Annotated in this window: 18 protein-coding genes; 9 read left to right on the plus strand and 9 right to left on the minus strand. The window is 43.7% G+C overall.

Annotation, left to right across the window (positions count from 1 at the left end; all coding sequences use genetic code 11):
* Complete coding sequence (locus tag AAGA51_RS14965; protein WP_167828613.1) at nt 1-732, minus strand: L-ribulose-5-phosphate 4-epimerase; 732 nt, start codon at nt 730-732, stop codon at nt 1-3.
* Nucleotides 725-2,428, minus strand: a complete 1,704-nt coding sequence (locus AAGA51_RS14970; protein ID WP_042487893.1) for a ribulokinase — start codon at nt 2,426-2,428, stop codon at nt 725-727. Before AAGA51_RS14970 ends, AAGA51_RS14965 begins: the two co-directional genes overlap by 8 nt.
* 363 nt (nt 2,429-2,791) lie before the next feature.
* Here AAGA51_RS14970 and AAGA51_RS14975 point away from each other — a divergent pair, with 363 nt between their 5' ends.
* From AAGA51_RS14975 to yjfF, 7 genes are all read left to right on the plus strand, one after another.
* Complete coding sequence (locus AAGA51_RS14975; RefSeq protein WP_042487890.1) at nt 2,792-3,790, plus strand: arabinose ABC transporter substrate-binding protein; 999 nt, start codon at nt 2,792-2,794, stop codon at nt 3,788-3,790.
* A gap of 60 nt (nt 3,791-3,850) precedes the next feature.
* Nucleotides 3,851-5,365: an L-arabinose ABC transporter ATP-binding protein AraG gene (gene araG / locus AAGA51_RS14980; RefSeq protein WP_042487887.1), complete on the plus strand. Its 1,515-nt coding sequence runs from the start codon at nt 3,851-3,853 to the stop codon at nt 5,363-5,365.
* Between the two features lie 17 nt (nt 5,366-5,382).
* Nucleotides 5,383-6,369, plus strand: coding sequence for an L-arabinose ABC transporter permease AraH (gene araH / locus AAGA51_RS14985; protein ID WP_042487882.1), 987 nt, complete (start codon nt 5,383-5,385; stop codon nt 6,367-6,369).
* Between the two features lie 566 nt (nt 6,370-6,935).
* Nucleotides 6,936-7,895 carry a galactofuranose ABC transporter, galactofuranose-binding protein YtfQ gene (ytfQ, locus tag AAGA51_RS14990; protein WP_042487879.1) on the plus strand — a complete coding sequence of 320 codons (960 nt, stop codon included), beginning with the start codon at nt 6,936-6,938 and terminating at the stop codon, nt 7,893-7,895.
* Nucleotides 7,896-8,074: 179 nt separating this feature from the next.
* Nucleotides 8,075-9,580 carry a galactofuranose ABC transporter, ATP-binding protein YtfR gene (gene ytfR, locus AAGA51_RS14995; RefSeq protein ID WP_042487876.1) on the plus strand — a complete coding sequence of 502 codons (1,506 nt, stop codon included), beginning with the start codon at nt 8,075-8,077 and terminating at the stop codon, nt 9,578-9,580.
* A gap of 7 nt (nt 9,581-9,587) precedes the next feature.
* The gene (gene ytfT / locus AAGA51_RS15000; RefSeq protein ID WP_042487872.1) at nt 9,588-10,604 is read left to right on the plus strand and encodes a galactofuranose ABC transporter, ATP-binding protein YtfT; all 1,017 of its coding nucleotides are present in this window, start codon (nt 9,588-9,590) and stop codon (nt 10,602-10,604) included.
* Nucleotides 10,605-11,612 carry a galactofuranose ABC transporter, permease protein YjfF gene (gene yjfF, locus AAGA51_RS15005; RefSeq protein ID WP_255209400.1) on the plus strand — a complete coding sequence of 336 codons (1,008 nt, stop codon included), beginning with the start codon at nt 10,605-10,607 and terminating at the stop codon, nt 11,610-11,612. It begins immediately after the preceding gene.
* 84 nt (nt 11,613-11,696) lie between these two features.
* Here the strand turns inward: yjfF and AAGA51_RS15010 are convergent, their stop codons facing one another.
* On the minus strand, nt 11,697-14,054 hold the full coding sequence (locus tag AAGA51_RS15010; protein ID WP_042487869.1) for a fatty acid cis/trans isomerase: 2,358 nt from the start codon (nt 14,052-14,054) through the stop codon (nt 11,697-11,699).
* A 321-nt stretch (nt 14,055-14,375) separates the two neighbouring features.
* On the opposite strand from AAGA51_RS15010, the gene AAGA51_RS15015 reads away from it, so the two are divergent.
* Nucleotides 14,376-14,744, plus strand: coding sequence for a PilZ domain-containing protein (locus tag AAGA51_RS15015; RefSeq protein WP_042487866.1), 369 nt, complete (start codon nt 14,376-14,378; stop codon nt 14,742-14,744).
* Nucleotides 14,745-15,756: 1,012 nt separating this feature from the next.
* Here AAGA51_RS15015 and AAGA51_RS15025 read toward each other — a convergent pair.
* Nucleotides 15,757-16,788 (minus strand): IS110 family transposase, encoded by a 1,032-nt coding sequence (locus AAGA51_RS15025; RefSeq protein ID WP_042490479.1) that lies wholly within the window; start codon nt 16,786-16,788, stop codon nt 15,757-15,759.
* Nucleotides 16,789-17,212: 424 nt separating this feature from the next.
* Between AAGA51_RS15025 and AAGA51_RS15030 the strand changes: the two genes are divergently transcribed.
* Nucleotides 17,213-19,525, plus strand: a complete 2,313-nt coding sequence (locus AAGA51_RS15030) for a tetratricopeptide repeat protein (protein ID WP_042490054.1) — start codon at nt 17,213-17,215, stop codon at nt 19,523-19,525.
* Between the two features lie 185 nt (nt 19,526-19,710).
* On the opposite strand, the gene AAGA51_RS15035 is transcribed toward AAGA51_RS15030, so the two are convergent.
* From AAGA51_RS15035 to AAGA51_RS15050, 5 genes are all read right to left on the minus strand, one after another.
* A complete protein-coding gene (locus AAGA51_RS15035) occupies nt 19,711-20,691 on the minus strand; it encodes a hypothetical protein (RefSeq protein WP_156102091.1) in 981 nt (326 codons plus the stop codon).
* Nucleotides 20,692-21,035: 344 nt separating this feature from the next.
* Nucleotides 21,036-22,451, minus strand: a complete 1,416-nt coding sequence (locus tag AAGA51_RS22035) for a TnsD family Tn7-like transposition protein (RefSeq protein WP_042490059.1) — start codon at nt 22,449-22,451, stop codon at nt 21,036-21,038.
* 14 nt (nt 22,452-22,465) lie between these two features.
* Nucleotides 22,466-23,926: an ATP-binding protein gene (locus AAGA51_RS15040; protein WP_042490062.1), complete on the minus strand. Its 1,461-nt coding sequence runs from the start codon at nt 23,924-23,926 to the stop codon at nt 22,466-22,468.
* Nucleotides 23,923-26,070, minus strand: a complete 2,148-nt coding sequence (locus AAGA51_RS15045) for a DDE-type integrase/transposase/recombinase (RefSeq protein ID WP_042490065.1) — start codon at nt 26,068-26,070, stop codon at nt 23,923-23,925. The genes AAGA51_RS15040 and AAGA51_RS15045 overlap by 4 nt, the downstream gene beginning before the upstream one ends.
* Nucleotides 26,060-26,887, minus strand: coding sequence for a TnsA endonuclease N-terminal domain-containing protein (locus AAGA51_RS15050; RefSeq protein WP_042490066.1), 828 nt, complete (start codon nt 26,885-26,887; stop codon nt 26,060-26,062). The genes AAGA51_RS15045 and AAGA51_RS15050 overlap by 11 nt, the downstream gene beginning before the upstream one ends.
* Between the last annotated feature and the right edge of the window lie 27 nt (nt 26,888-26,914).

The following is a 26,914-nucleotide window of genomic DNA, read 5'->3' on the forward strand; positions in this document are numbered from 1 at the left end:
TTACCCTTTATTCTTAGCTGACTGACCGTAATAAGCATTCGCTCCGTGTTTACGTAGATAATGCTTGTCGAGCAATGCTTGATTGATATATTCCACCGCAGGATTGATCTGCAGAGTTTGCATGGCCATACCGGCAACAACCTCTGTCACTACTGCGTTGTGCACCGCTTGATGAGCATCTTTGCCCCAGCAGAACGGCGCGTGTTCTTTGACGAGAATTCCCGGAACTGCAATTGGGTCGTTGTCGCCGATGGTTTCTGCGATCACTAGACCAGTATTCAGTTCATAATCGGAAGCGATCTCTTGATTGGTTAGCGCACGAGTACATGGAATGCTGCCGTAGAAGTAATCCGCATGAGTGGTGCCTAAAGCAGGAATCGCTTTACCCGCTTGCGCCCAAGCGGTTGCTTGTGGTGAATGGGTATGAACCACACCGCCGATTTTGGCGTAGGTACGATAGAGAACGAGGTGCGTTGCGGTGTCAGAAGACGGATTCAGCCCGCCTTCCACCACATTGCCTTGCAGATCGACCACCACCATGTTTTCGGCGCTTAAATCTTCGTAAGCCACACCGCTTGGTTTAATGACAACCAAACCAGATTCTCGGTCGATAGCCGACACATTGCCCCAAGTGAACGTCACCAGCTTGTGACGTTCGAGATCCAAGTTAGCTTGCCACACATCATGGCGAAGCTTTTTCAGGCGCTCTTGTTGGTTCAACAAATCACCCATGATTACGCTCCTGAGCATGTTTTGCTTCAGAGATTTGCTCTAGGTGTTGACCCAGTTCACGGTAAGCAGAGTAACGTTGTTCACGTAGCACTTTTGCTGCCGCATTCGGCTTGTAAACTTGGCTGATTGGGCTAGCCATCGCTTTCTGTGCTTGCTGAGCATCGTCGTAAATACCTGCGGCAACCGCGGCGAAAATAGCAGCACCCAAGGCACAACATTGCTCAGAGCTCGCTACCGCAATATCACGGCCGATAACGTCTGCACACATCTGCATCACGTAAGGCGACTTTTGCGAAATACCGCCGATAGCGATAACGCGCTCTACGTCCATGCCTTGGTCAACAAAGCAATCAACAATCGCTTTCGCGCCGTGAGCGGTTGATTCAACCAGAGCAGCAAACATCGCTGGTGCGGTTGAACCCAAGTTCAAATCGGTAACTGCGCCTTTGAGGCGTTGGTTGGCGTAAGGAGTACGACGACCGTTGTGCCAGTCCATTGCCAGTGGCGAGTTGTCGTTGAATCCATATTGCTGCGCAGAATCCGCAAGCATTGGAATAATCGCTTTATCCAATTGCTCCATCACTTTGGCCGCTTCTGGATTGGTTTTCGCTAATGCTTGAAGTGGCCACATCAGCACGCGCTTATACCAAGCGTAAACATCGCCGAATGCCGACTGACCAGCTTCCAGTGCCATCAAACTTGGCAAGGCACTGCCTTTGACCTGACCACAAATACCGTGAATGGTGCGGTCGCCAACTTGGTCTGCATCAACCATTAAAATGTCGCAAGTAGAGGTACCAATCACTTTTACCAAGTCATGTTTACCAGCACCTGCACCGACAGCCCCCATATGACAGTCGAACTCGCCGACCGCAATGGCTAAACCAGCAGGCAAGCCCAGTTTTTCAGCCCACTCTTGTGTTAAGTAACCTGCGACATCTTCAGAGGTATAAACCTCATCAAACATACGCTCACGAATACCATCAAGAGTTGGCGAAATTGCAGAGAGGAATTTTTGATCCGGTAGGCCACCCCAGCTGTCATGCCACATCGCTTTATGACCAGCAGCACAGATACCGTGGCGGAACTTGCTTGGGTGTTCGTTGCCAGACAGCAGCGCTGGGATCCAGTCACACAGTTCCACCCAACTATGAGCGGCTTTCGCTACTTGTTCGTCTTGTTCACTGACCCAAGCCGCTTTTGCCCAGAACCATTCTGATGAGTAAATACCACCAATGTATTTGGTGTAGTCGATGAACTCGCCACCGTGAGCCAGTTCATTAATCAAATCCGCTTTGGATACTGAAGTATGGTCTTTCCACAAAATGAACATCGCGTTCGGGTTTTCTGCAAATTCAGGTAACAACGCTAAGACATTACCTTGCGCATCAACGGGGGCTGGCGTAGAGCCAGTTGTATCGACACCGATACCCACTACAGACTGAGCAATGTCCGCAGGAACTTGTTCAAGCGCTTCACGTATCGCTTGAGTCATCGCTTCTATGTAGTCTTTCGGGTGGTGACGAAACTGAGATTGCTCAGGCTCGTTATACTGGCCTTCCATCCAACGTGGGTAGTAAGTGACACCAGATGCCACCTCCTCACCACTAACAGCGTTGACCAATAATGCACGCACCGAATCCGAACCAAAGTCCAGACCAATCACGTGTGCAGGTTGTGTCGCTAAATGCTTCATAACAACTCCATGTAGGGTGATATTTTTGTTTGTTATACCCCTGCATGGATGATTCAGCCATGACATTGCCTGCTAGATGTATGGACAAATTCGCCAAATACACATTTCTGTGCAGCTGTTTAAAAAACGTTCTAACCCTTTATAAATAAGGCCAAATCGCGGGTGTAAATGATTACACTTGCCCCAAAAGTAATCAGAAATGCACTAAAACGTAACATTTGAGATCACCATCATGTTCACCTCCGCTAAATGAATGGACAAAATTGCTACATTTTTTTGGTGTGATTTCCATCACTTCAACTTCAAATTAAATCTTCAAAGATGTCGGTGAAACAAACCCCCTACCCAGCGGATGGAATAACAATGAAACTAAAAACCTTAATAACAGCAACAGCCTTATCAGGGCTGACTCTACTTAGCGCTTCTGCCAATGCATTCTTTGGTTCAAGCGACGACATGCGACTAGGCTACCTAGTTAAACAGCCAGAAGAACCATGGTTCCAAACGGAATGGTCATTTGCAGAGAAAGCCGGCAAAGACTTAGGTTTTGAAGTGGTAAAAATGGCTGTGCCAGATGGTGAAAAAACATTGAACGCTATCGATACTCTTGCCGCTCAAGGCGCGAAGGGTTTCGTTATCTGTACTCCTGACCCTAAATTAGGTCCAGCAATCATGGCGAAAGCAAAAAGCTATGATCTTAAAGTCGTGACCGTTGATGACCAATTCCTAAACGCTAAAGGCGAGCCTATGGTTGACGTACCTTTGGTTATGATGGCAGCAACCGCTATCGGTGAGCGCCAAGGTTCTGAACTTTATAAAGAAATGACAAAACGCAACTGGGACGTTTCTACAACAGGTGTAATGGCAATCACTGCTGATGAGCTAGACACTGCACGTCGTCGTGTTGATGGTTCTATCTCTGCTCTAAAACAAGCGGGTTTCCCAGAAGGTCAAATCTATCGCGTACCAACAAAAACTAACGACATCCCAGGAGCGCTCGACGCTGCAAACTCTCTACTTGTTCAATACCCAAATGTTAAACAATGGCTTGTGGTTGGTATGAACGATAACACTGTTCTTGGTGGCATCCGTGCGACTGAAGGTCAAGGCTTCGGTGCTGACAACATTATCGGTATTGGTATCAACGGTGTAGATGCGGTGAACGAACTGGCTAAAGCAAATGCTACTGGCTTCTACGGCTCTCTACTTCCAAGCCCAGACGTACACGGCTACAAGAGTATTGAATCACTTTACAAATGGGTAAAAGACGGCGTTGAACCAAGTAAATTCGTTGAAGTTACTGACGTAGTTCTTATCACTCGTGACAACTTCAAAGACGAACTAGCGAAAAAAGGGCTATAAGCTCAATTTCGGTGACGGCTACTTTGGCCGTCACCCTCTTGATTTAACGGAGAGAATGTCATGGCGAAGTCCCCTTCTTACATAGAGTTTTGTAATATTTCGAAGCACTTCCCAGGTGTAAAAGCACTGAACAACGTCAGTTTCCGCGCAAGCGCAGGCAGTGTTCACGCTTTAATGGGAGAAAACGGTGCAGGAAAATCAACTCTACTTAAAACCTTGAGTGGGTTCCACCAGCCAACAGAAGGTCATATCGCGATTGACGGTAAAGAAATCAACCTTACCTCAACCAACGATGCACTTGAGCACGGTATCGCTATTATCTACCAAGAACTGAACTTAGTTCCTGAGCTAACCGTTGCTGAAAATATTTATCTTGGGCAGCTTCCAACCAAAGGTGGCCGAGTGGATACCGAAACGCTAAACAAAAATGCACGTGTGCAGTTAGAGCGTCTCGGTGAAACTTTCGACCCTGCATGCCAACTAAAAGAATTATCTATCGGCCAATGGCAAATGGTGGAAATCGCCAAAGCCCTTAGCCGCAACGCGCAAATTATCGCGTTCGATGAACCGACCAGTAGCTTGTCTCAGCGTGAGATCCAAAACCTGTTCAAGGTTATCCGTGAGTTAAGAGATGCTGGCAAAGTCATCATGTATGTCTCTCACCGTATGGAAGAGATTTTCGATCTCTGTGATGCCATTACCATCTTCAAAGATGGTCAACACGTTCGTTCATTTGAAGACATGTCGGAACTGACTCACGATCGTCTCGTAGAACTGATGGTTGGCCGCGAAATTAACGACATCTACAACTACCGCTCTAGAGAACTGGGCAAAAGTGGCTTACGCCTAGAAAACATTCAAGGCCCTGGGCTTTCTGCTCCGGTTTCATTGGATATCAAACAAGGTGAAATTCTTGGCTTGTTTGGTCTTGTCGGCGCGGGACGTACCGAACTGACCCGCTTGGTGTTTGGTGCGGAACGTAAAACGGCGGGCGACCTTTACCTTCACGATGTGAAAATTGGCATTAAATCGCCACAAGACGCGATTCGGGCAGGCATAACTCTTTGCTCTGAAGACCGCAAAGCACATGGCATTGTGCCAATCATGTCGGTGCAAGAAAACACCAACATCAGTGCACGTCCATGGCACCTTAAATTTAACAGCCTGATCGATTTCGGTTGGGAAAAAGAGAACGCAACCAAGCAAAAAAAAGCATTGAATGTTAAGGCAGCATCACTTGAACAGCCTATCGGCAAACTGTCTGGCGGTAACCAACAAAAAGTGATTCTTGGTCGTTGGTTGTCTACCGCGATGAGCGTGATCTTACTGGATGAACCGACACGCGGTATCGATGTGGGTGCAAAATCTGAAATTTACGAATTGATTTTTAAGCTGGCGGAAAACGGAGTCACCGTATTGGTCGTTTCCAGCGATTTACCTGAAGTGTTGGGGATCTCTGACCGCATACTTGTCATGAAAGATGGCGCAGTAACGGGCGAACTTCAACGAGATGAATTTAACGAACAAACTGCTCTTCGTCTTGCGATGCTCGACAAAGAGTCAGCAGCAGCTTAAACCTGAGGAATATCATTATGTCTTTATCTAGCCCTACTAAAGCGATGGCATCAGAGGAGAAATCCGGCGGATTTCACTTCTCTAAAATCTGGGACAAATTTGGAATGCTGATGGTGTTTGCAGGTCTGTTTCTGCTTTGCGCACTGTTTGTTCCTTACTTCGCAACCTTCATCAATATGAAAGGCCTAGGCTTGGCGATTTCAATGAGCGGTATGGTGGCGTGCGCCATGTTGTTCTGTCTGGCTTGTGGCGACTTGGACCTTTCCGTTGCCTCTATTATTGCCTGTTCTGGCGTTGTAACCGCAGTGGCTATCAACGCTACAAGTAGCGTGGTTCTCGGCATCGGTGCTGGCTTGCTTTCTGGTGTGGTATTTGGTCTGCTAAACGGCTTCGTTATCGCCAAACTGCAAATCAACGCACTGATCACGACACTGGCAACGATGCAAATTGCCCGTGGTCTAGGCTATATCATCTCTGACGGTAAAGCCGTAGGTATCACAGAAGAGAGCTTCTTCACCCTTGGCAACTCTTCTATTCTGGGTATCCCGACTCCAATATGGTTAACGCTGATCACTTTCGGTGTGTTTGCTTTCCTTCTCAACCGCACCGTATATGGCCGCAACACACTGGCGATTGGCGGTAATGAAGAAGCGGCACGTCTGGCGGGTGTGAATGTAGTCAAAACCAAGATGATGATTTTCACCATCTCTGGTTTTATCTCTGCACTGGCGGGCGTCATCCTCGCAGCACGTATGACTTCAGGTCAGCCAATGACTTCTGTTGGTTTCGAGCTAGTGGTTATCTCAGCGTGTGTTTTGGGTGGGGTTTCACTGAAAGGCGGTATTGGTAAAGTTTCTTACGTTATCGCAGGTGTCCTAATCCTCGGTACAGTAGAAAACGCGATGAACTTGTTGAACATGTCTCCATTTGCTCAATATGTTGTTCGCGGTGCAATTCTGCTTGCTGCGGTTATTTTCGACCGTTACAAACAGAAATCTCAGTAAAAATATTTACCAAACTATTTGGCATTGCAGATAAGTATCTGTCTGAGTCGATTAATCATAGCAATCTCTGTGATTGGGCAAACAAAGAAAGCCATTACGACTGCAATATCAAATAGAAAGGATAAATAAAACCTCCATTTATATACCTTTCTCATGTTGCCCTCTGTTATAAGAGGGCTTTTTTTATTCAAGAAAATAAAGTTCGTAATCGCTACTCAATAAAATGCAATATTTTGATTGCACTTAGGTATTAGTTTTTTGGGAATAAGTTGCTAATAAAATGGACTATTTTGCTACCAAATTTTTTATGTGATTAAAATCTAACCACCGATAATTTATGCGTCTTAATATTTCATTGCTCATAGCTATTTTAATAATTTTTAATAATGAGCAATACGTGAAACAAGAATTTCTCAAGGTCTTTGAAATGTCAGTTAAGCAAAAGTGAACAGGTATCCTTAGCGTAGAACCGATGTAATGACATCTATGTTGCGGAGTAAGTACATTCATAAAAACGCTGTCGTTTCTTGAACGGAGAGAGAGTTAAACAAGATAGGGATTTAATCATGTTAAAAAAACTCACTTTAGCAACTGCTGTCAGTACCATCCTAATGTCTGGTTCACTAATGGCTGCCTCATTAACCGTTGGTTTTTCACAAATTGGATCTGAATCAGGCTGGCGAGCAGCTGAAACAGCAGTATCCAAAGTTGAAGCTGAAAAACGCGGTGTGACACTGAAAATTTCTGATGCACAACAAAAGCAAGAGAACCAAATCAAAGCGGTACGCTCTTTCATCGCACAAGGTGTAGACGCCATCTTTATCGCACCTGTAGTACAAACCGGTTGGGGACCAGTGCTTGAAGAAGCAAAAGATTACGGCATTCCCGTGTTCCTGCTAGACCGTGGTATCACAGTAGAAGATGACTCGCTTTATATGACTGCAGTCACCGCCGATAACGTGCTGGAAGGCGCTGTAGCGGGTAAATGGCTAATCGACAAAGTAGCTGGCAAACCATGTAACGTGGTTGAACTGCAAGGCACCGTGGGTGCAAGTGTGGCTATCGACCGTAAAAAAGGCTTCAGCGACACTGTAGACACAGTCGACAATATTAAGATTGTGCGTACTCAGTCAGGCGAATTTACCCGTAGTAAAGGTAAAGAAGTTATGGAAAGCTTTATTAAAGCAGAGAATAACGGCAAAAATATTTGTGCGGTATTCGCCCATAACGATGATATGGCAATCGGTGCGATTCAAGCAATTAAAGAAGCAGGTTTAAAACCGGGCAGCGATATTTTAATTGTCTCTATTGATGCAGTTCCAGATATATTTAAAGCGATGATGAACGGTGAAGCGAATGCGACCGTTGAACTTACTCCAAATATGGCTGGCCCTGCTCTTGATGCACTAATGGCTTATAAAGATAAAGGCACAATTCCACCGAAGAAAATTGTTACCGAGTCCAATTTATATTTACCAGCTGATGCAAAAGCTCAGTTAGAAATGAAAAAAGACTTAGGTTATTAATTTTATTATCACCCTCCCATTAGGGAGGCATGCTTTATACTCAAACCACTTGGAGTTGCAGGTAGGCGGCAAGTAAGTGAATCCCCATGAGCATAGATAAGTTATGTGATTGGGGTGAACGAACGTAGCCAACGCCGCTGCAGCTTCAAGTGGGAAGAGTATAGATTGTTGGAGTTATTATGCCGTTAAACAATCAGCAAGATGTCATATTAGACGCCAAAGGGATCTGCAAATATTTCCCTGGCGTTAAAGCGCTAGAAAATGTCGATTTCAGTCTGAGAAAAGGCGAAATTATGGCGTTATTGGGGGAAAATGGCGCAGGTAAATCAACGTTAGTGAAAACCTTAACGGGTGTGTATCAACGTGATGGCGGCGAAATTACTCTCGATGGTCAATCCATCTCTCCACAGAATACCGCTCATGCACAACATCTCGGAATCGGCACGGTTTATCAGGAAGTCAACCTGCTACCGAACATGTCCGTGATGGACAACCTTTTCATCGGCAATGAACCTAAAAAATGGGGCTTTGTTGACCGTAAAACCATGGCTGAAAAAGCACGTAGAATCGTCACTAGCTATGGCTTAGATATTGATGTGACTCAGCCTCTCAACCAGTTCTCCGTTGCAATTCAGCAAGTGATTGCGATTGCCAGAGCGATTTCACTGTCGGCCAAAATACTGATTCTTGATGAGCCGACAGCCAGCCTTGATAGCAACGAAGTGAAAATGTTATTTAACATAATGCTAGGGCTCAAAGAGAAAGGCGTGAGCCTAATTTTCATCACTCACTTTCTTGATCAAGTTTATGAAGTCAGTGATCGCATTACCGTATTACGCAACGGTCAGTTGGTTGGCACCAAAGAAACCCGTGAACTACCACAAATTGAGCTGGTTAAAATGATGCTCGGCCGCGAGCTGGAAGATACGGCTCTGAAACGTGCGGGTAAAACGCGTAAACACAATGAGCCGATGGTGTCCTTCACTAACTATGGCAAAAAAGGCACCATCCACCCCTTCAATCTCGAAGTTCATGCCGGAGAAATTGTAGGTTTGGCTGGGTTATTAGGTTCCGGCCGTACCGAAACTGCGAAAGTGATTTTTGGTATTGATCCAAGCGATTCCGGCACCTGTTCTCTGAAGGGGCGCCCTATTCAGGTTCGATCAGCTCGTCAAGCCTCCCATCTGGGCTTTGGATACTGCCCTGAAGATCGCAAAACCGACGGCATCATTGGCGCGGCTTCTGTTCGTGAAAATATTATTCTGGCTTTACAAGCACAACGCGGCTGGTTTAAACCCATCTCTCGTAAAGAGCAGGAAGCGGTGGCACAACGCTATATCGACCAGTTAGCCATCAAAACTCCGAGCCTTGACCAACCTGTAGAGTTCCTCTCTGGCGGTAATCAGCAAAAGGTTCTACTTGCTCGATGGTTGCTTACTAAACCGAAGTTCCTGATTCTCGATGAACCCACACGAGGTATCGACGTCGGCGCACATGCCGAGATCATTCGTCTGATTGAAAGTCTTTGTGCTAACGGGCTCGCTCTGTTGGTTATCTCTTCCGAACTCGAAGAACTGGTTGGTTACGCCGACCGCGTCATCGTGTTACGAGACAGAAAACCAGTAGCAGAGATACCCACTGAAGAACTTTCCGTACCAGCCATAATGCAAGCGATTGCGAGTTGAGGTGATTATGAATACGCTCAATCCACTGCAGTCAGTCAAGAAGCCCGAGCAGCGCAATAGATTTACACTGCCAAAAGGCACGCCACAGCTTGCTGCTCTTATTCTGCTGTTCATTGTGAACAGTTTGATTGCTGATAACTTTTTCTCTATTCACATTCAAGATGACCGTTTGTTTGGCAGTGTCATCGATATTTTTAACCGCGGTGCACCTGTTGCACTGCTTACCATCGGGATGACACTGGTTATCGCAACTGGCGGTATCGACCTTTCCGTCGGTGCGGTGATGGCGATAAGCGGAGCCGTGCTGGCTAGTATGGCAGAGCAAGGCTATGCGCCAGCGACCATTCTGCTCTGTTCAGTGTTAGCGGGTGTGGCATGTGGTTTATGGAACGGCTTCCTTGTTGCGGTGTGTAAAATCCAACCCATTGTCGCCACCTTGATTTTGATGGTCGCAGGGCGCGGTGTCGCACAGCTCATCACAGAAGGGCAAATCATCACCTTTAACAATGACACTTTGTCTTGGTTTGGTAGTGGTTCACTGTTCTATTTCCCTACCCCAATCCTGTTGTTGGCGTGTGCCTTATTGATTGTTTGGGCACTCACCAAGAAAACAGCATTGGGGCTCTTTATCGAGTCTGTGGGTATCAATATCAAAGCTGCCAAAAACGCAGGTATTAACACCCCAGCAATTGTGATGTCTGTGTATGTCATCAGTGGTGTGATGGCGTCTATCGCAGGGATCATTGTCGCAGCAGATATCAAAGGCGCTGATGCCAACAACGCCGGTTTATGGTTAGAAATGGACGCCATTTTAGCGGTGGTTATTGGTGGAACATCTCTGATGGGTGGCCGTTTTAATCTGTTACTCGCATTGGTTGGCGCTTTTATCATCCAAAGTATCAACACGGGTATTCTGTTGTCAGGTTATCAGCCGCAATGGAACCACATTGTGAAATCGCTTGTGGTGTTAACCGTGTTGATACTGCAATCCCCGACAGTTATTCAATTGATTAAGAGGAAATAGATGATGATAAAACGTAACTTTCCTCTGTTTATCACCATCGCAGTGTTCCTGATTGGCTACGCGTTTTGCATGGTAGAGTTCCCAGCCTTCATGAGCACTCGGGTGATTTGTAACATTCTGACAGATAATGCTTTCTTAGGCATACTCGCCGTTGGTATGACTTTCGTCATCCTCTCTGGTGGTATTGACCTGTCAGTGGGTTCAGTAGTCGCATTTACCGGTATCTTCCTAGCCACGGTAATAGGTGAATGGGGCGTTCACCCTTTCACAGCCATTATCATGGTATTGGTGATGGGCTCATTGTTTGGCGGTTTAATGGGCTGGATTATCGATACCTTAAAAATCCCAGCCTTTATCGTCACTCTGGCTGGTATGTTCTTTCTGCGCGGAGTGAGCTTTTTAATCTCAGAGCAGTCCATTCCAATTGAGCATCCTATCTATCGTGAGATGTCTCGCTTTTCATGGCACATCATAGGCGGTGGTCGATTAAGCTTGTTGGCAGTGGTAATGCTTATCGTCGTTGCCATCGGGATGCTTGTGGCTCACCGCACCCGTTTTGGTAACAACGTGTACGCGATTGGCGGTAATGCGACTTCTGCGGGGTTGATGGGGATTCCGGTGAAACGCACCACAATCGGTATCTACATGCTTTCCACTTTCTTGGCCACCTGTGCGGGCATTGTGTTCTCTATCTACACCTCTGCGGGCTATCCGCTCGCTGCTGTCGGTGTTGAGCTTGATGCAATTGCGGCAGTGGTTATCGGTGGTACTTTGCTATCCGGCGGTGTCGGCACTGTGTTTGGCTCGTTATTTGGCGTGCTTATCCAAGGACTTATCCAAACCTACATCACCTTTGACGGCACGTTGAGCTCTTGGTGGACTAAAATTATCGTCGGTATTTTGCTGTTCAGCTTTATCGCTCTGCAACGTCTGCTGATCATCATGAGCGAACGCCGCAAAGTGGTGAATACCAGCCGGATAGGCTCACTGGCAACCGGAGATTCTTAGTTATCTTCGACTTAGAAGCATCTTTATCCCAGAGTTAAAAGCAAAGAAGCCAGTCATATGACTGGCTTCTCTTTTGGCTGTGGGTTATCGGTTCTCAAACCGGTTGTAATCAAGTAAGCCAAACTCGATGGGCTGATCTTGCTTATACCACTGATGAACTTTATCACTGAACGACCAGAAGTCTGGTGAGCTGCGACGAACCGCAAACCGATCCAGTAACTGAACATAACTTTCTTCACCATCCAGTGTTTTCAAACGTGCCACCAGCTCAGGAATTTCCGTTTCTCTTAGCGATAAATAGGCTGCCGGATAACTGCCCAAAACACCTCTTACCAAGGTTAACGTATCGTTTTCTGGAACTCGGTTGTTCTCTTCATCAAACAAGCTGGAAATATTACTGTGAGCGTTGTTGTGGATCAGAGTAAACAGTTGCGACTCGCCCGACTTGGATTCAATCATCAGCATCATTAACTGAGGGATCGGTAGGATGCCCTCTCCTTTAATATAATTGATGCTGTTAAGTGCGTATTCATGATCAGCGGTAAACCCAGTATCAACGATGTCATATCGCTGACTAAGTACTGGCTGGACATGTTCGCGTAGCTTATCAAACAACTCTGATTTCGGGTCATCCGTGGTGTACTCGATATTACTCGGCTCATCAAATGGCTTCACGTTACGCAATAGAAACTCAGTGAAATACGCACTTTGATCCTCATACCAGCTCGACAGTTCCTCGTGTCGTGTTTTCTGTGGCAGTAAGGTAACGAAGTTACTTTCACCTTCTAAGCGCAAGAAATCCATGAACATACGGGTCACGAGCTGATGACCGAAGTTTCCATAGACATCAAAGCCCGCCACCAGCAAATAATGAATGCGCTCAAGCAAAGCGTAATCTAGCACCCAAGCGGTTTTTGGTTTTCGCCCTACCAAACCTTGCGCCACAGAGGCACTGTCAAAGTGACGGAAAATGGTTAACGCTGCATTGGGGTTAGTACCATCACCAGACCAAATCAAATCCGTCGTCACGTAGCGGCCATCTTTAAATTGCTTAGCCGTGAACTCAGATTTCTCTTCCAGATAACGAGCTTGCTGCTTGGCATAGCTAATCCAAGTAGAAATTGGGTTGATGGTGTCCTCACGCTCCGCCGGCAGTTTTAAGTTATCCGCTTGAGAACGGTAAAACTCGTTGACCTCAGTAATGTCGGCTTTGTCTGGGTCTAAGAAGAAGACCCAAAAATCATCATTGATAACGTTTAGCGCCAGTTGGCCTCGGCAGACCGGACCTTTAATAAACGCCATAACGGTATTCTGAGCGTTATCCAATAAGAAACGATAACGAGCATTGACGGGTAAATCGATAAAGGCCGTCATCGGATTAGCCGCAACCGAAGACTCGTAACTTGGCAGTTCGTTGATCTTGTAATCCGCTTCTATAAACCAAGCTTTCCAATCGTGAAGTCGCTTTTTATTCAATGCATAAGGCATATGGGTTTTATCAACGATTGTGCCTTGCTCAGGGATAATACGATAGTAAACGCGGTCAACTTGCGGATCATCATATGGGCGACGAGTCGCAATACGTTTAACAGGTTCACCCGGTGGTGTTGCAGAACGAACAAGCGTAAATAAACGCGGAGTTTTCTCATTCAGATCAGAGAAATATAAATGGAATAAGAACAAATGCTCATAGATATAGCGAGCCGCTAACTGGTTCTTCTTACCGTCGGCATTTAACAGTGTTTCGTAGTTATCAACTAAGGTCTGTTGCGATGCTGTCAGCGGTATGTGTTCATTCATCTGAGCGCCGTTTTCCAACCATGCCATTAGCTTGTTGTACTCACTCTTATTGAGGTTTGGCATGCCAAAAGGCATTCCCCAGTCAGGATAATCCTGCTGGTAAGCTTCATGCTCTTCTAATGTCGGACATTGCTGCTCTCGATAAATCGAAAAATCGAACCCTTCCAGCTGATCTTGCTGTTGCTGAGGGTGTAACTCTTTTTGTTTTAGTAGTCTTGCCACCAAACCCGCTTCAAGGTTTGCCCGTGTGATTTGGTCTCGTTCATTCAGCACAGGATGAAAACCAAAATCACGCCACTCTTGGGTTGTTTGAGCATCTTCAAACAAGCGAGTTGGCGTTGCCGCGCTTAAACGCGTCCCTTCATAAACTTGGGTTTTGCTTGCGCCGCGATCAATCCCTTCCACCGAAGAGAGTTTCAACTGACAAGGTGCGTCATAGCAGGCATGACAAACCACACAGCGGTTATCGATGATGGGTTTCACCTCTTGCATAAAATACTGAGCTTGAGGCGAGTCTAAAGCCACCTGACGCTCTCGAACTTCAGGTGCACCAAACAGTTCATCGTAGTTAAGCCCAGCATAAGTGGCACAACCAGAGAAAACTAATACCAAAAAGACAAAAAAGAGTTTTCGTAAATTCATATAGTTATATGTTTATGTAAACCAACGTTAATTAAAGTAGAGAGTACTATATTTTCAATATACAAACGAAAATACCATGTGAAATCTATCTTTCTGACTACGCTCTGTCGCTATTTATTACACAAATCATTTTTACTTAAGGCAATTGAATGAAATAATTCTTCGCGATGTTGTCAAACATCCTATATAACGACTGATTGATAGAGAACTCGCTTCGAAAAATCAGGAAAAGTAGATAAACTTTAACTAACTGAGCAGAGAAAAATGTTCTGCTGCGTCTTTACCTAATTTTGAAGAGTGGCTAAAGCCAAATTAACTAAGATGACGAATCACACTGAGCAAAGACAATATTTTCGTCTAAGTTACAAGACCAAAGTCGCCATGCCTACATTCCGAGTTCAAAGCAAAGAGTTTAAAGTCAGCGAAATATCGGAACAGGGCATGCGTGTGATTGTGCGTGATACTTCATTGTTTAGCCCCAACGACACTGTTGAAGGTGAAATTCTTCTCAATGCCTTTGACACCAATATTCCAGTTAAAGGCAAAGTACTGAGAACGGTCGGTAATGAAGTGATTTTCCTGCTATCGGAAGGCCTGTCATTCAAAGAGATGATTGGCGAGCAAAGGTATATGCGTAAGCACCATCCCAACGTGTTTCCCAAGAACTCTCAACTGATAGAGAACAAATAAAACCCCGCAATTCACTGAATAACATTCTTCGGGGTTTAATATGCTTCAATACCGATCTTTGTTTAGGCACAATAAAGTTTGTACACTAAATCAATTTTGGAATAATAAAGTTTGTACACTATATTATTCACAACGTCAGATTCATTCTCTATCATCTCCCAATCTAACTTGATGGGCTGATATTTTCAGCTTTTTTGAGGGATAAACCATCACATTCAATGCGCAATAAGTATCTAATTGCGTTTTAAGACAAATAGATTCTGTACTTAGCCTAATTTACACAAAACGTGAATTTACATGAATCATGTAAATATTCTTTCCGTGTAAATTTGATCACTATCCCTCATTTATCCATGAAATCCATCTATCTTTCTAGAAAATTACACTTCCCCATGAATCCATAAGAGGTCTCTGATGAACGAAAATCTCGATGAGTTGCTCCCTATACTAAAAGAATTCAACCTAGAAAATGTATCGTTTAAGGTGGTCGACCCATCGCTATTACCAGAAAAAACGCTAAAGTCTTTCAATATCTTCATGTCAGGTTCAACTGTCCCACACAGGACTTATGTATACAGTCATGATTATGCAAGATTTTGTATGCTTGTTCGTAGGGGCGATATACTCATAGTATAGCGAGCACACACTGATTTCGTGTTAATTACACATTAACTATCAATCAGTTACACATAAAATAGCAAGCCAATACAAATCATGGGGCGCATACACACGAAAATGTCCAGAAACGATTTATGACGGGGCAGATCGCTAAAACGGAATTGCCCCATTCTGTATATGGAATCCACGTATTTACAAAGTGATTTGGCAAATAAAGAGTTAAGATGCGTACGTATATTCGGTTTCTTGTGAAGGAGCGACCTTCTAACCTTTGATGTTTGCGCACCTACTGTCCTCATCGAGTTTACAGCTTGTTAAGCATGACAGAATGGTCAGGTTTTCAGTAGGTTGGTCTTACCTTTTATGCATCATCATTTCGTAAAATTTGGTTTAATTAATTGGTTAGCAATATTGGCTTATATTTAGTTTCGTAACGAAGTATTGCCCATGCTGTTCGGACTATTTTATTGGCGAGTGCAATACAGGCTTTCTTGTACCCAATGCGTTTGATGATTTTAGCTAGCCAAGCGTCTTTTTGAGTTTTAGGTGTTTCTGGCAGTCGGCCAACGTAGGACATCGCCCCAAGATAAAGTAAAGAACGTAATTCTTTAACCCCTCCGCATTTATCAATTCCTATCATAAACACTTTTCCGCCCGAGCTATGTTGCTTAGGTGTCAGTCCAACGAATGCTGAAGCTTGTCTTCCATTTTTGAACTGCTTGCCATCGCCAAGAGTGGTGTAAAGCATCGCTGCTGTTGTCTCGCCAACCCCTTCGATTTCCATTAATCTTTGGCATGGTTCAATCTGGCGAGTTAAGGCATTTTTCTCTTTTTCAAATTCAATTAATTTAGACTTGAGTAGTTTGTATTGTTCCCACAACATGGCAAGAACAGAAACCACATTAGCTGGTATTGGAGTTTCACCATCTAACACGGATTGAATGGAGGCTTTTAATCCTTTTTCGCCTCTTGGGTTTGCTATCCCGTAGCCCAAGATCGTTCCTCTGATATGCTGCCCAAGTGATACGACACTACGAGATAAAAAGCGTCGACTGCTTTCCAAAGAGTGCATAGCTTGTTGTTCTAATGTTTTAGGTCGGCTGTATTTTATACCAATTTGTATAGCTGCATTAGCAATGGCAAGAGCATCATTGTGGTCGGTTTTATGGCCTTCTAAGTAGCCTTTTACTTTCTTGGGATTAATAATTCTGACCTCATGACCACATTTCTCAGCTAACTGTCCCCAATAATGGCAGCCACAACAACCTTCCATCGCAACGATAGATGGTTTCGTTGTAGTAAGAAACTCTTTTGCTTTTTGTCGGCTTAAAGCTCGATTAAAAAGTAACTCGCCATGAACGCTGATATGGCAGATTTGAAGGACGTTTTTAGCTAAGTCGATAGCAATAACATTGTTGGTCAGCATGTTGGAACCCTCGGGTATTTATCTCATCCTGCTAAGTTTAGATTGGCAGGGGAAGAGTGGATTCCATACATCATGTTTCGTCGATTAGGTGAATGCACAAACAGAGTACCCTTTTGACTTACTTTTTCTCATGCTTTTTCAAACCCATGGACATACTTGCGATTCCATTTGTATTTGTATGTTCATACAGTGTATCACTGCAGTAAATGACCCAAAGAGCACCTCTGAGGGGTACCTGCCCAACACCTTGGCTAGAAAACGACACTTCAGAAGAATAGGAAGTGTTTGGTTTTTCTAGTATAAGCCTATGCAATTGGTCACATTTACTAAGTAAATCAAATGATTAACACTGGGCCTTAGTGTAACCTGTTATCAGGTATGTGCATGTTTGCACTAATATGTTGTTAGCTTATAAGGAAATGTCATGGCATTTAATTTAACACGAATGACTGTTTATGCTCTAATTTCTTCAGTAGAAGAAGACCTTAGAGAAATTATTAAATCCCATATATCTGATAAATCGTTATTTCCAATCGAATTACATGACAGATGCCTTGGTCGTATTGAAAAGGACATAGGGGCCGTATTTGGTGACATTACCTTAGATGAAATGGTCGATTACTTTGATCTGGGAGACACATTTCAGACTATAAATAGCAATCAAAAAGAATTTCCATCCAATATAGCTAGTTCCATTAAAAAATTGACTAAAGATTTTGAAACTCTTATTCCGATTAGAAATAGAGTTATGCATATACGCCCTTTGAACTTTGATGATTTGACAAAAACCTCAGAAATATGTGGAAGACTAAAAACATCAACGGAGTATTCTTGGAACAAAGTTACTGAAACTATCGATAAACTAAGTGAAGATTCAAGTTTTTTATTTGGGTTGGAAGTTAAAAACTACGATGATCTTAGCTTGGTAAGCCACAATTTACCGATGCCAGATTTTGATGAAACGGGCCTTATCGGTAGAGACGAAGAAATCAAGAAGATAAAACAACTTTGTTATGGTGGATTCCCAGTAATTTCCATCGTAGGTGAAGGCGGTGTCGGAAAATCAGCGTTAGCATTAAAAGTTGCATATGAGTTAGTTGAGGATGATAACCCTAAATTTGATGCGGTCGTATGGGTTACGTCAAAAACAACACAAATAACAGTTAATGAAATAAAAGAAATTGATGGAGCAATCTCTGATTCACTAGGCGTTATACAGGAAATATCAACACAAACAGCAGGTGAAAGTTCATCCTTTGATGATGTTATTGATTACTTAGCGAACTTTAAAATTGCATTATTTATAGATAATTTAGAAACCATTCTTGATGATAATATCAAAAATTTCGTCAGTTCTTTGCCTATTGGAAGTAAAATAATTATTACTTCTAGGATAGGGTTAGGTGCTTTTGAATTCCCAGTTAAGTTGGAAGGTATTGAAGAGAATTACGCCTCTCAACTTTTGAGAAGTACTGCTAAAGCTAGAGGGGTTGATGCATTAGCAAAGATCGAAGAAAAAGTTAGCCGAAGATACGTAGGAAGAATGCATCGGAACCCTAGCTATATAAAGTGGTTTGTAAGTTGTGTTCAAACTGGTAAAGCTCCTGAAGCAGTGCTTCAAAATTCAGATTTATTTCTGGATTTTTGTATGTCTAATGTATATGACTTCTTGTCAGAATCAGCGCAACAATTAACATCTTCATTGCTGTGTGCACCGGGACTTAAAGATATTGCTGAACTAGCATATTTAAATGGTTTTAATTCCCTTGAAGTACAAAAGTCTATTCAAGAGCTAATGGCAACGAATATGCTTAGCCAAGCATCTAAATCTAAAGGTGCAAGTATTAAAACAACCTATGAACTCTCTGAATTAGCCCGTTCATACTTAGGGAAACACCACAAACCAACACAAAAATTTCAAAAATTAATAAGGGATAAACGAAATAAGTTAAATTCGTTGTTTGAACAGCAGATGTCTAAAAGAAACGGAAATAACTACTCTATAAAGAATGTGAAATTTCGAGATAAGGCAGACCGAATAATCGTCAAAATGCTAATGGATTCTTTTGGGTTTATAAGTTCAGGAAAACATAACCAAGCAATCACAATCCTTGAGGAGGCACATAGACTTGCACCTGATTACTTTGAAGTTGCTAGGTTTATGGCTTATTTCCACCAAAAAAGTGGCAACTTAAATGATGCTAGAAAACAATATGAATTAGCTATTGTATTAGCACCTGATACACCACAACTTCACTTTTGGTTTGGCAAATTTTTATTACATGAAGAAGAGAATGTTGATGAAGCAGTTGAGCAATTCAAACTAGCCCACAAACTTGATAGAGATTCTATAGATGTTGCATTGGCTCTAGCTCGAGGGTATTTGTTTCAGCATAACTTTAAGGGAACAGAGCAAACACTTCGTTCTATTGAAAGCTCAATTGAACAAAGTGATCTTCATCAGCAGAAAATGTATTACGACACAGAAATACAAATTCACTACAGAACCGCTGATAATCTTGCCCTAGAAGGACAATATAGAGAGTCATTACAATCATTTGAAAAGATGAAAAATACTTTTGATGATTTGGATGACTCATTTAAAGACCACCATATACGAAAAAAATTGAAAAAAAGTCAATTTACTATCAATAAACTTTTGAAAAACCTTCAAGGGGATGAGCTAGATAGAGTAAATGGTTTTAATAAGTGGCTTGAAAAAGAAAGTGTGAGCTAACAAGTTCGTCAAATAGACAATAAAACTCGATTTTTCTTGAGCGTAGCTAAATCTATCCAACGATTTTAATGCTGCTAGCAAAGCGTTACTTTTTAACACATCTGCTAGTCCGAGAGCTAGTAAATTTGCGAGCTCATTTTTGTCCATAGATAAGCAACAGGCCACTGCATAGAAGCGGTGGCTTTCTACATTTTTGAATACGAAAAGTTATCCGATGGGTAGGTTTCATTTCTCATTGCTAAATGATTTCTGTCCAGAAATGAGTCACAACTAAATGGTGATTTTTTCGCATGCTCTTGAATTAGTATGGTATCACAGATTGGTAGCTCAGCATGAACATTAACCTGTTGAATCTTTGTTGAAAAAATCAATGACGAGTTTGGACATCTCCTTTCTACGCAACGTTGGCAACACCTGCTTGAATCAACCCAGAAAGGAGCAGATATACATGCTTTCTCACGTACTCCAAACCTGAGCTCAATACATTTTCCGTAGCACTCAATAAACGAACTGAAAGTGTCTCTCTTTACGGTAAATAAGCCTTTTAACAAGTTTCCGAGATGAACTGGGTGAGTATCCTTAAATCTGCCATCAACATGAATAAAATGGGAGGACAATGCATTCAAACTGCGATACCCAGAAGCTTCCGCCAGCTCTTCAGTGAGAAGATGGAGTCTACGTCTTATCCACTTTAATAAGCTTTGTGCTAAACAGGGAGCAGCTTTCAAGCTGAATACATTTTCATCACTTTGGCATGGCAAAGCAGGACGGTCACAGACGAGTGAACTCAGTTTCTTTGAACCAAGAAAACTACCAGCTAAAACAGCTCTTAACTCAGCATAATGATTTCGTTTTAATAAAACTTTAACGAGCAAGACTTCATTGTGAATTCTACACTTGCGATCGACTAGCCAGTCGTACTTAAAGTAAGCAGCACCATATTGCTTGATCTGCTCTTGTATGCAAGTTGGACAGAAGGCTATCGGGTAATCACCAAACTTTTTAGCAGTTGACCTTGCTGTATAGAATACGTCAGAGAGGCCTCTTGTAATGAGCCTTGGATCAGAAAATACCGTAGTGCTGGGTTTAGCAATACCGGAGTTTTTAACTAAAAGATAAAGGCTATGTTCACTAAATGGCTCATACCAATAGAGTGTTGAGCGCAAAACTCCGGGGGTGTGTATCCATCTGCCGGAACATCCAATAATATTAGAGATGTCACAAACCCCATATATTATGTGGTGCCTAAGGATGAAACTATGCGCAGACTCTCCTGGCAGCGGGACTATCATATATTTAACTCATCCTCCCTCCTTCAACAGACCCATGCTCACTATTATCCACCCCATTAACTAATGGCTCAATACATACTTTATGAGGACTAGATAAACGAAAGCTCTTCTATAGTGTTGATTTGCTTAACCATGGATACTCAATGGCTGCATAGCGTGCAGGTGCATTATCAAAAGGATCTTATGGGAAAATTTCTAGAGTAGAGCATGGTGACAAACTAGGTTCGTTGTTTTCCACACGGCCTCGGCTGTGTCGCAGGAGGTAACATGAGCTCTAACCATTCATGATCATTATGATAAAGCCAGAAAAAAGCCGCACTGCAATCTCTTTTGATTTCCCGCCTCAATGCTCTTGGGTTCATCTGTCGATAACGTAGAACTTGAACCCTACTTCGACGCCGCTTCGATTCAAAGTGGCACAGCTTGCGCCATTTAACTAGATCAGGATCTGTTGATATCAACTGTTCGACCGAGCCGACACCGATGCTACAAATTTGAGATATTCGCCGTCGGTGCACCCCAAGGCCCGCTAGCCTGAAGATTCTCTGTTGAAGTTTTTCATTCAACTGCTTTGGCTTAAGGTTTAATTTGACTCCGTATACTGCTGCCAAACGCTTAAGGTAGCATCGGCTCTTTCCTGTCATCCTGTAAACGGCTGCCAGAGAGAAGCCTTGCTTCAGTAACGTCAAACCTTGTTTTTCATCCTCCCTTTGCTTGTTGTTTGTCGCTTCATGTGAGTTGGACTCTGCAATCGGTGCAGGATATAGCAGCATATCTTCCGCTGACCTGAACAACCATGCTCCAAATAAGAGATGCCTAAACGGGTGACAACTAGCCCCGTTGGACAATAATGTTGATATGTAGTGATAGTCACTATTGTGTCGCGGAAAAAGCGACTTCTGAGGCGGGTACGTTGCTAGTCCAGATGTGAATGCCCTCATTAGAGGTTTTCTTCGAACACATCCATTTGGTGTAATATAGCCAAGTTCATATAGTCTTGTACGGTATTTCTCCGCCATATCACCGGTAGCAGTCTGCGGGCGCTTAAGATGAAACAACAGTTCTGCACCAAACTGTGCGACATCGTTTTCAAAAGCGGTAGCAGCCTGGGCCTTACGAGGGTCTAAAGGCGGGAGCCCTTCATTTAACCGCTGCCTCGTTTTCAATTCAGTGGACATTAGCCGCACACGGTGTATCCAACATGAAGTTGTGCCAGGGATTTGATGCGCCCGATGCCAATAAGCGACACCAACTCTGAACAAGTCTTCTGAAACACAAAGAGGACACCACTTTAAGTGCAACGCCCCACCACCACAAAAAGATGGCAGTTGGCTGTGACGAATCGCTCTTGCACCATCTCCTCGTAGTAAATCCTCTTTCAGTGAACTTGCATGTTGTGGAAGGTAGAAGAAAAACAGTGGTGCCAATGTCTGGCATGTTAGTAACTTTCCAGCATCTTCATTGGCTAATTTAGCGATGCTGGAGATACCCGCCGTTAAGAAAGGATGTAAGGAAGAGCGGCTGGAGCCTAATACTCGTAGGCAAAAAGAACACGAAGACTCTCCACTCAAGAGAAGGTGACGTATCAAGCGTCCTAAAAGGAGTTCATCTGGAAAGGCCCGAGGCAGCTCCATACACCCCTCAAAACCTACCCAAAGATCTGCAGAGGGTCATCACAGAGAACACCTGCTTTTTTCACTATTTCGAGCGGGTTCTTTGCATCCGATGCTCTCTGGAAAAGGTCGAAGTCCTTAATCTCCTCATAAAGGTTATCCAGATTCTTTAACTCAATTATTCGATCAGCAAATTCAGGGTGATGTGGTTTGGTTAAATCGCCTGGAATGGTGACTAGTTTTCCTTTTGATGTTGTCAACTGAGGCTTAGGCTTACCTGCATTTTCGTTAGCTGACGGTAAGGGAGCCTTTGGCTCCGAAGACTCACTGCGCCGTTTAAGCACCGAAATTTTGCTGTCTCGTTTGATTTTATCTACTGCTGGTTTGGATAAGCGGATAACAATACTTGCGCCATGTCTCAAGGCACTTGGAGTCAATACTTCATCGCCACTACCTATTAGTGCCCGTTGCGTCGCCTGATAAATCCTTACCGCTAAATCCATATTGCCGACTGACAAATCAAATAATGTATCGCTTAGCTCGTCAGTCAAAGGTGTGGGAACATTTGTCCATTGCAACTGCCAAAGCTCCGCGATAAACAGCTCCCATTCTTCATCATTTTTCATCAACTCGACATCAAAGTATCCACTGCTTTCTGCACGACGCGCTGCTTTTAGTGTTTTGCTTAGCAGGTTGTTGAAAGGTGGGTTAGCACAGAACAGTAGGGGTATACCGAGGTTATTGACTAGATTGTGCAAAAAACCAATTAATCTATCTGCGCCTCCCGCTTTTGCTAGATTGAGGTTTTGCATCTCATCAATGACGAGAATACCCAAAAAGCTCGATTTCATCTTTGCTTCAATTTGGCTGATCAAAGCTGCGATGGTGCTTGCTGGTTTCGTCTGTGGTATGCCAAGTTTTCGATCAAGTTCTTCGAGTATCCGATAGCAAAGTCCCTTTACACTTGAATCATCAGGACAGTCGACCTTTATCCATATAACTTGACGCAGGGGAAGCAGTTTGTCTTCATAATATGAATGCTCCACTGTATCTGGAAAACACCCTAGAACTTGCTCCAGCATACAGGTTTTTCCCACTCCACTTTCTCCAATCACGGTAATGCCAGAACCTTTTGGCTTAAAGTATCCCGTGACAGGTTCTATGTCTGGACGTTCCTCTTCTGAATAATGTAGAAAGTTCATCGTAGTTGGCGACAAAGGATTTTTCGCTGAATAACCTTCCTTTATCGCAATTTCAACAGCCCGAAAAACCTCTAAGTAAACAGGCAATGGCTGTCTTAATTCTCTAAGGCGAGATACATATTCAACCCTTTCTAACGGACCCAACTGAGTCTCTTCATAGTGACAAGAGGGATAGTAGCTCAGCTTTTCTGCCAACTCGCTATCACGTAATTTGGGAGGAAGAGCCTCGATTAGAGGGTTACCACAATGCTCAGGCAGAATTGCTCTTTGATAAACGGCCGCTGCTCTATTCATTCAGACTCACCTTTCTTGCGCTTTAACAGAGAGACGACATTCTTTCTTCTTTCGTCATTGAGTTTGTCAAGCTCTGGCATTTCGGGGGCATGACACATATCATCCGCCGGTTCTGCCGTTACTCGAGCCTCAAGCACAGACTGCCTGCGGCGCTCCTTCATGCCTCTTATCTTTTCTGCTTTTGATTTTAAAGGGGGAGCTTTCGCTGATTCAGTTTGAGCATTTTGAGTAATTTCTTTTCGGCGTTGATGGCGCTCAACAGACTTAGCGGTCGGCTTGGCACGATGCTTTTCCAGTTTCTTCCAGTCCTCAAAAAATAAAATATCTGCGTGATGGCGCTCGTCAAATGATTTTGATGCCTTACGGAGCCAACATGGGGAGAAACCCTCATCTGGTTTAAATCGAACATAGATAAAGGAAGAGTTGTCCTGATCTATTCTTGCTTCTAAGCGCCAACTACCATCACTGCGAGCGATGACTTTCCAGTCTTCAAAGTTGGGGTGATCAGACGCATAGTACATATCGTCATTTAACCTCACCCCCTTGCTTGTCATCGAAACCCAATCTGCAGGTAGAAGGCGTGCTCTAATGGTTGCCTCGTCCAGTGTACTCAAGGCATGTCGATGCTTTTGAAGATGAATGTTCCAATAATTAATAGGGGTGGGTGCTAACTCTTCCTCGATGAGCAAACTGCATTGACCCGCTAAGCTCTCAAAAACTTGACTGTTGTGTTCAAGAACCGCATCAATCAACAACGTATTAACCTCATCAAGAGTTAATACCGCTTCCATTCTTGGATCTTTATCACCGCGAATATAGTGGCGCCCCCGGGTTGTCCCCATCAAATCATGGATAAGCTTTTCGTTTAATATGTTAAAACGATGCTCCACTATGCCTTTGAGTTCAGCTCGATAAGGCGGAGCTATACTCAGGTGTCCAATCAAAGGAACAGCAAGATTTTCTGCATCCTGACAAATAAATTCACCACGATCGCATAGAAGTCTCTGCGGTATGTGGTGACATGGCCATTCACTGTCCTCAATCTCGATGCCATATCGAGCACAGTATTCCTTTTTAGATGTGAACGCATTGACCAACGCCTGACGGCCAGCTCGCCAAGATGCATATTCGAGAGACACATGAATGCCGACAATCATTCGGCTTTCTTTATCAACCACACAGTAAACAGTTGGCCTACCAAGCACATGATTACGACGGAACTCAGAAACCACATGTACATCCAAAACAGTCGCATCAAGCTCAAAACAGCTGCCAGGAACAGCCGTATGATCAGTAGCGGCCCCGCGAAGACCACGGCGATTTCGTTCAAAATCACCAGGTGAAGTTTGCTTCAGAATCAACTCCTGCAGAGGAATAAGCCTTTTAACCCAATATAAAAATGCTCGATATTGAGGAACGAGTGCTACCCTACCTTCCAAATCAGCGGCAATTAGTTCCTTTGCATAGAACTCCGTTAACATCTGGTCATAAACCTTCCGGAATGTCACTTTCTTACCTTTCATTCCGAAACGCTTCATAGCCTTTAGGAATATGGTTTTATCTTTCTCGCTAGTGTTAACACTTGGCGGCGCAGCAAGGCTTGGTGTGGATAGCCTTATTGGTGCCCCGCGTTTTACTTTACCCGCTACTCGCGCTTTTCCTGCTCCTCCAGAGTTCGTATAAGCCGGTAGGAGTGCATTGTATTCCTGACCATATTTCCAGTAGAGATTAAGAGAACGGTACAACGCCTGAACATAAACTCCCTGTTTTTTGGCATGTTCAGCAACTACTTTTGAACGTAAATCAGTAACAAGTTTTAAAAGAAACCAGGGATCCGATATCAAGTCTTTGATTTGCTTTATACGGATATCACGTTTTTGCAGATGAGCAGACGGTACGTTTCTATCATCAGACTGCTGGTAATGCGGATTCGGGTATTTTTCGGGGCTGATCGCCCCTTCTTCAGCCTGTCGGAGAAAAAATGGCAAATCGACAGCAGCTGGCCTTTGTAGTTTTGAGCCTTCCACAATTTGAAAGAGGACTGCCATGGCATAATCAGGATAGCAAGCCAATACTCGGTAGAGGCCATCATCAAAACCATCTACACCTGCAAATTTCCAAACACTATTGATCTCAACCTGCATAGTTCTGCTCCGAGTCATTCATCTCTACGCACATGACTTTGATTAAGCCTGTTTCCTCAATAGGATTGTTGAGATCAACAGTTACTTGCTTTGTTGCTAAGAGAATCTTCAATAACATCAAGGACTCGTCTGAATCGATATCTAATGCCTCAATAAATTCCTTACAAACGTCCTCAACCAAATATGTTCCCGTGCCGACTAGCGACCTTGCTTTATGCGTCAGTGCTCTTGGATATTGACACCCTTGCCGAAGAGGAGAGGTGAACCACTGAATGTTTTTTGACTGAATCTGATTGTCTTCAGACATGACGTAAATATGAAAGGGGATACCCAGCAATTGCCACCATACTCTCTCAATATCGAGCTTTTCAGCCGTTCTCTTGTTGACGAGATTAGCAGCTGGTTTAACGCTTACAGCCTCATACCATTGTTTAACACCATCCGATCTGGTCAATAGAAAGTCTGTTGTGATTACGTTCCATTCTTTTGGCTTTGAGTAAGCAATGACAGGATGGTCGACACCCAGTAACTGAGCGATTTTGGTAGATAAATCTAAAGGTATTAGAGGGAACTGTTCGCGAATATCAATGATGGTGTCGCTAAACTCTGCGAGATAAAAAAACGAAGATTCATGTTCAGAAAGTGTGTGATGTACACGCCCTGTTTTTATGCCTTGAATCTTAGCACTGTGGCCATATGAACTTACATCTTGGACGCGAAGCCACGGCTTGTAGGCCTCTCGCACTCCCAAGCCGTACTTCTGCTTCAATGCTCGCTGGAAATCTGATAGCGAATCTAGTTTTCTGCGCCCAGCCAAAATGACCTCTATCCATCAGGTGTTTTA

Origin of the sequence: Vibrio diazotrophicus, from assembly GCF_038452265.1 — a bacterium.
GTDB lineage: Bacteria > Pseudomonadota > Gammaproteobacteria > Enterobacterales > Vibrionaceae > Vibrio > Vibrio diazotrophicus.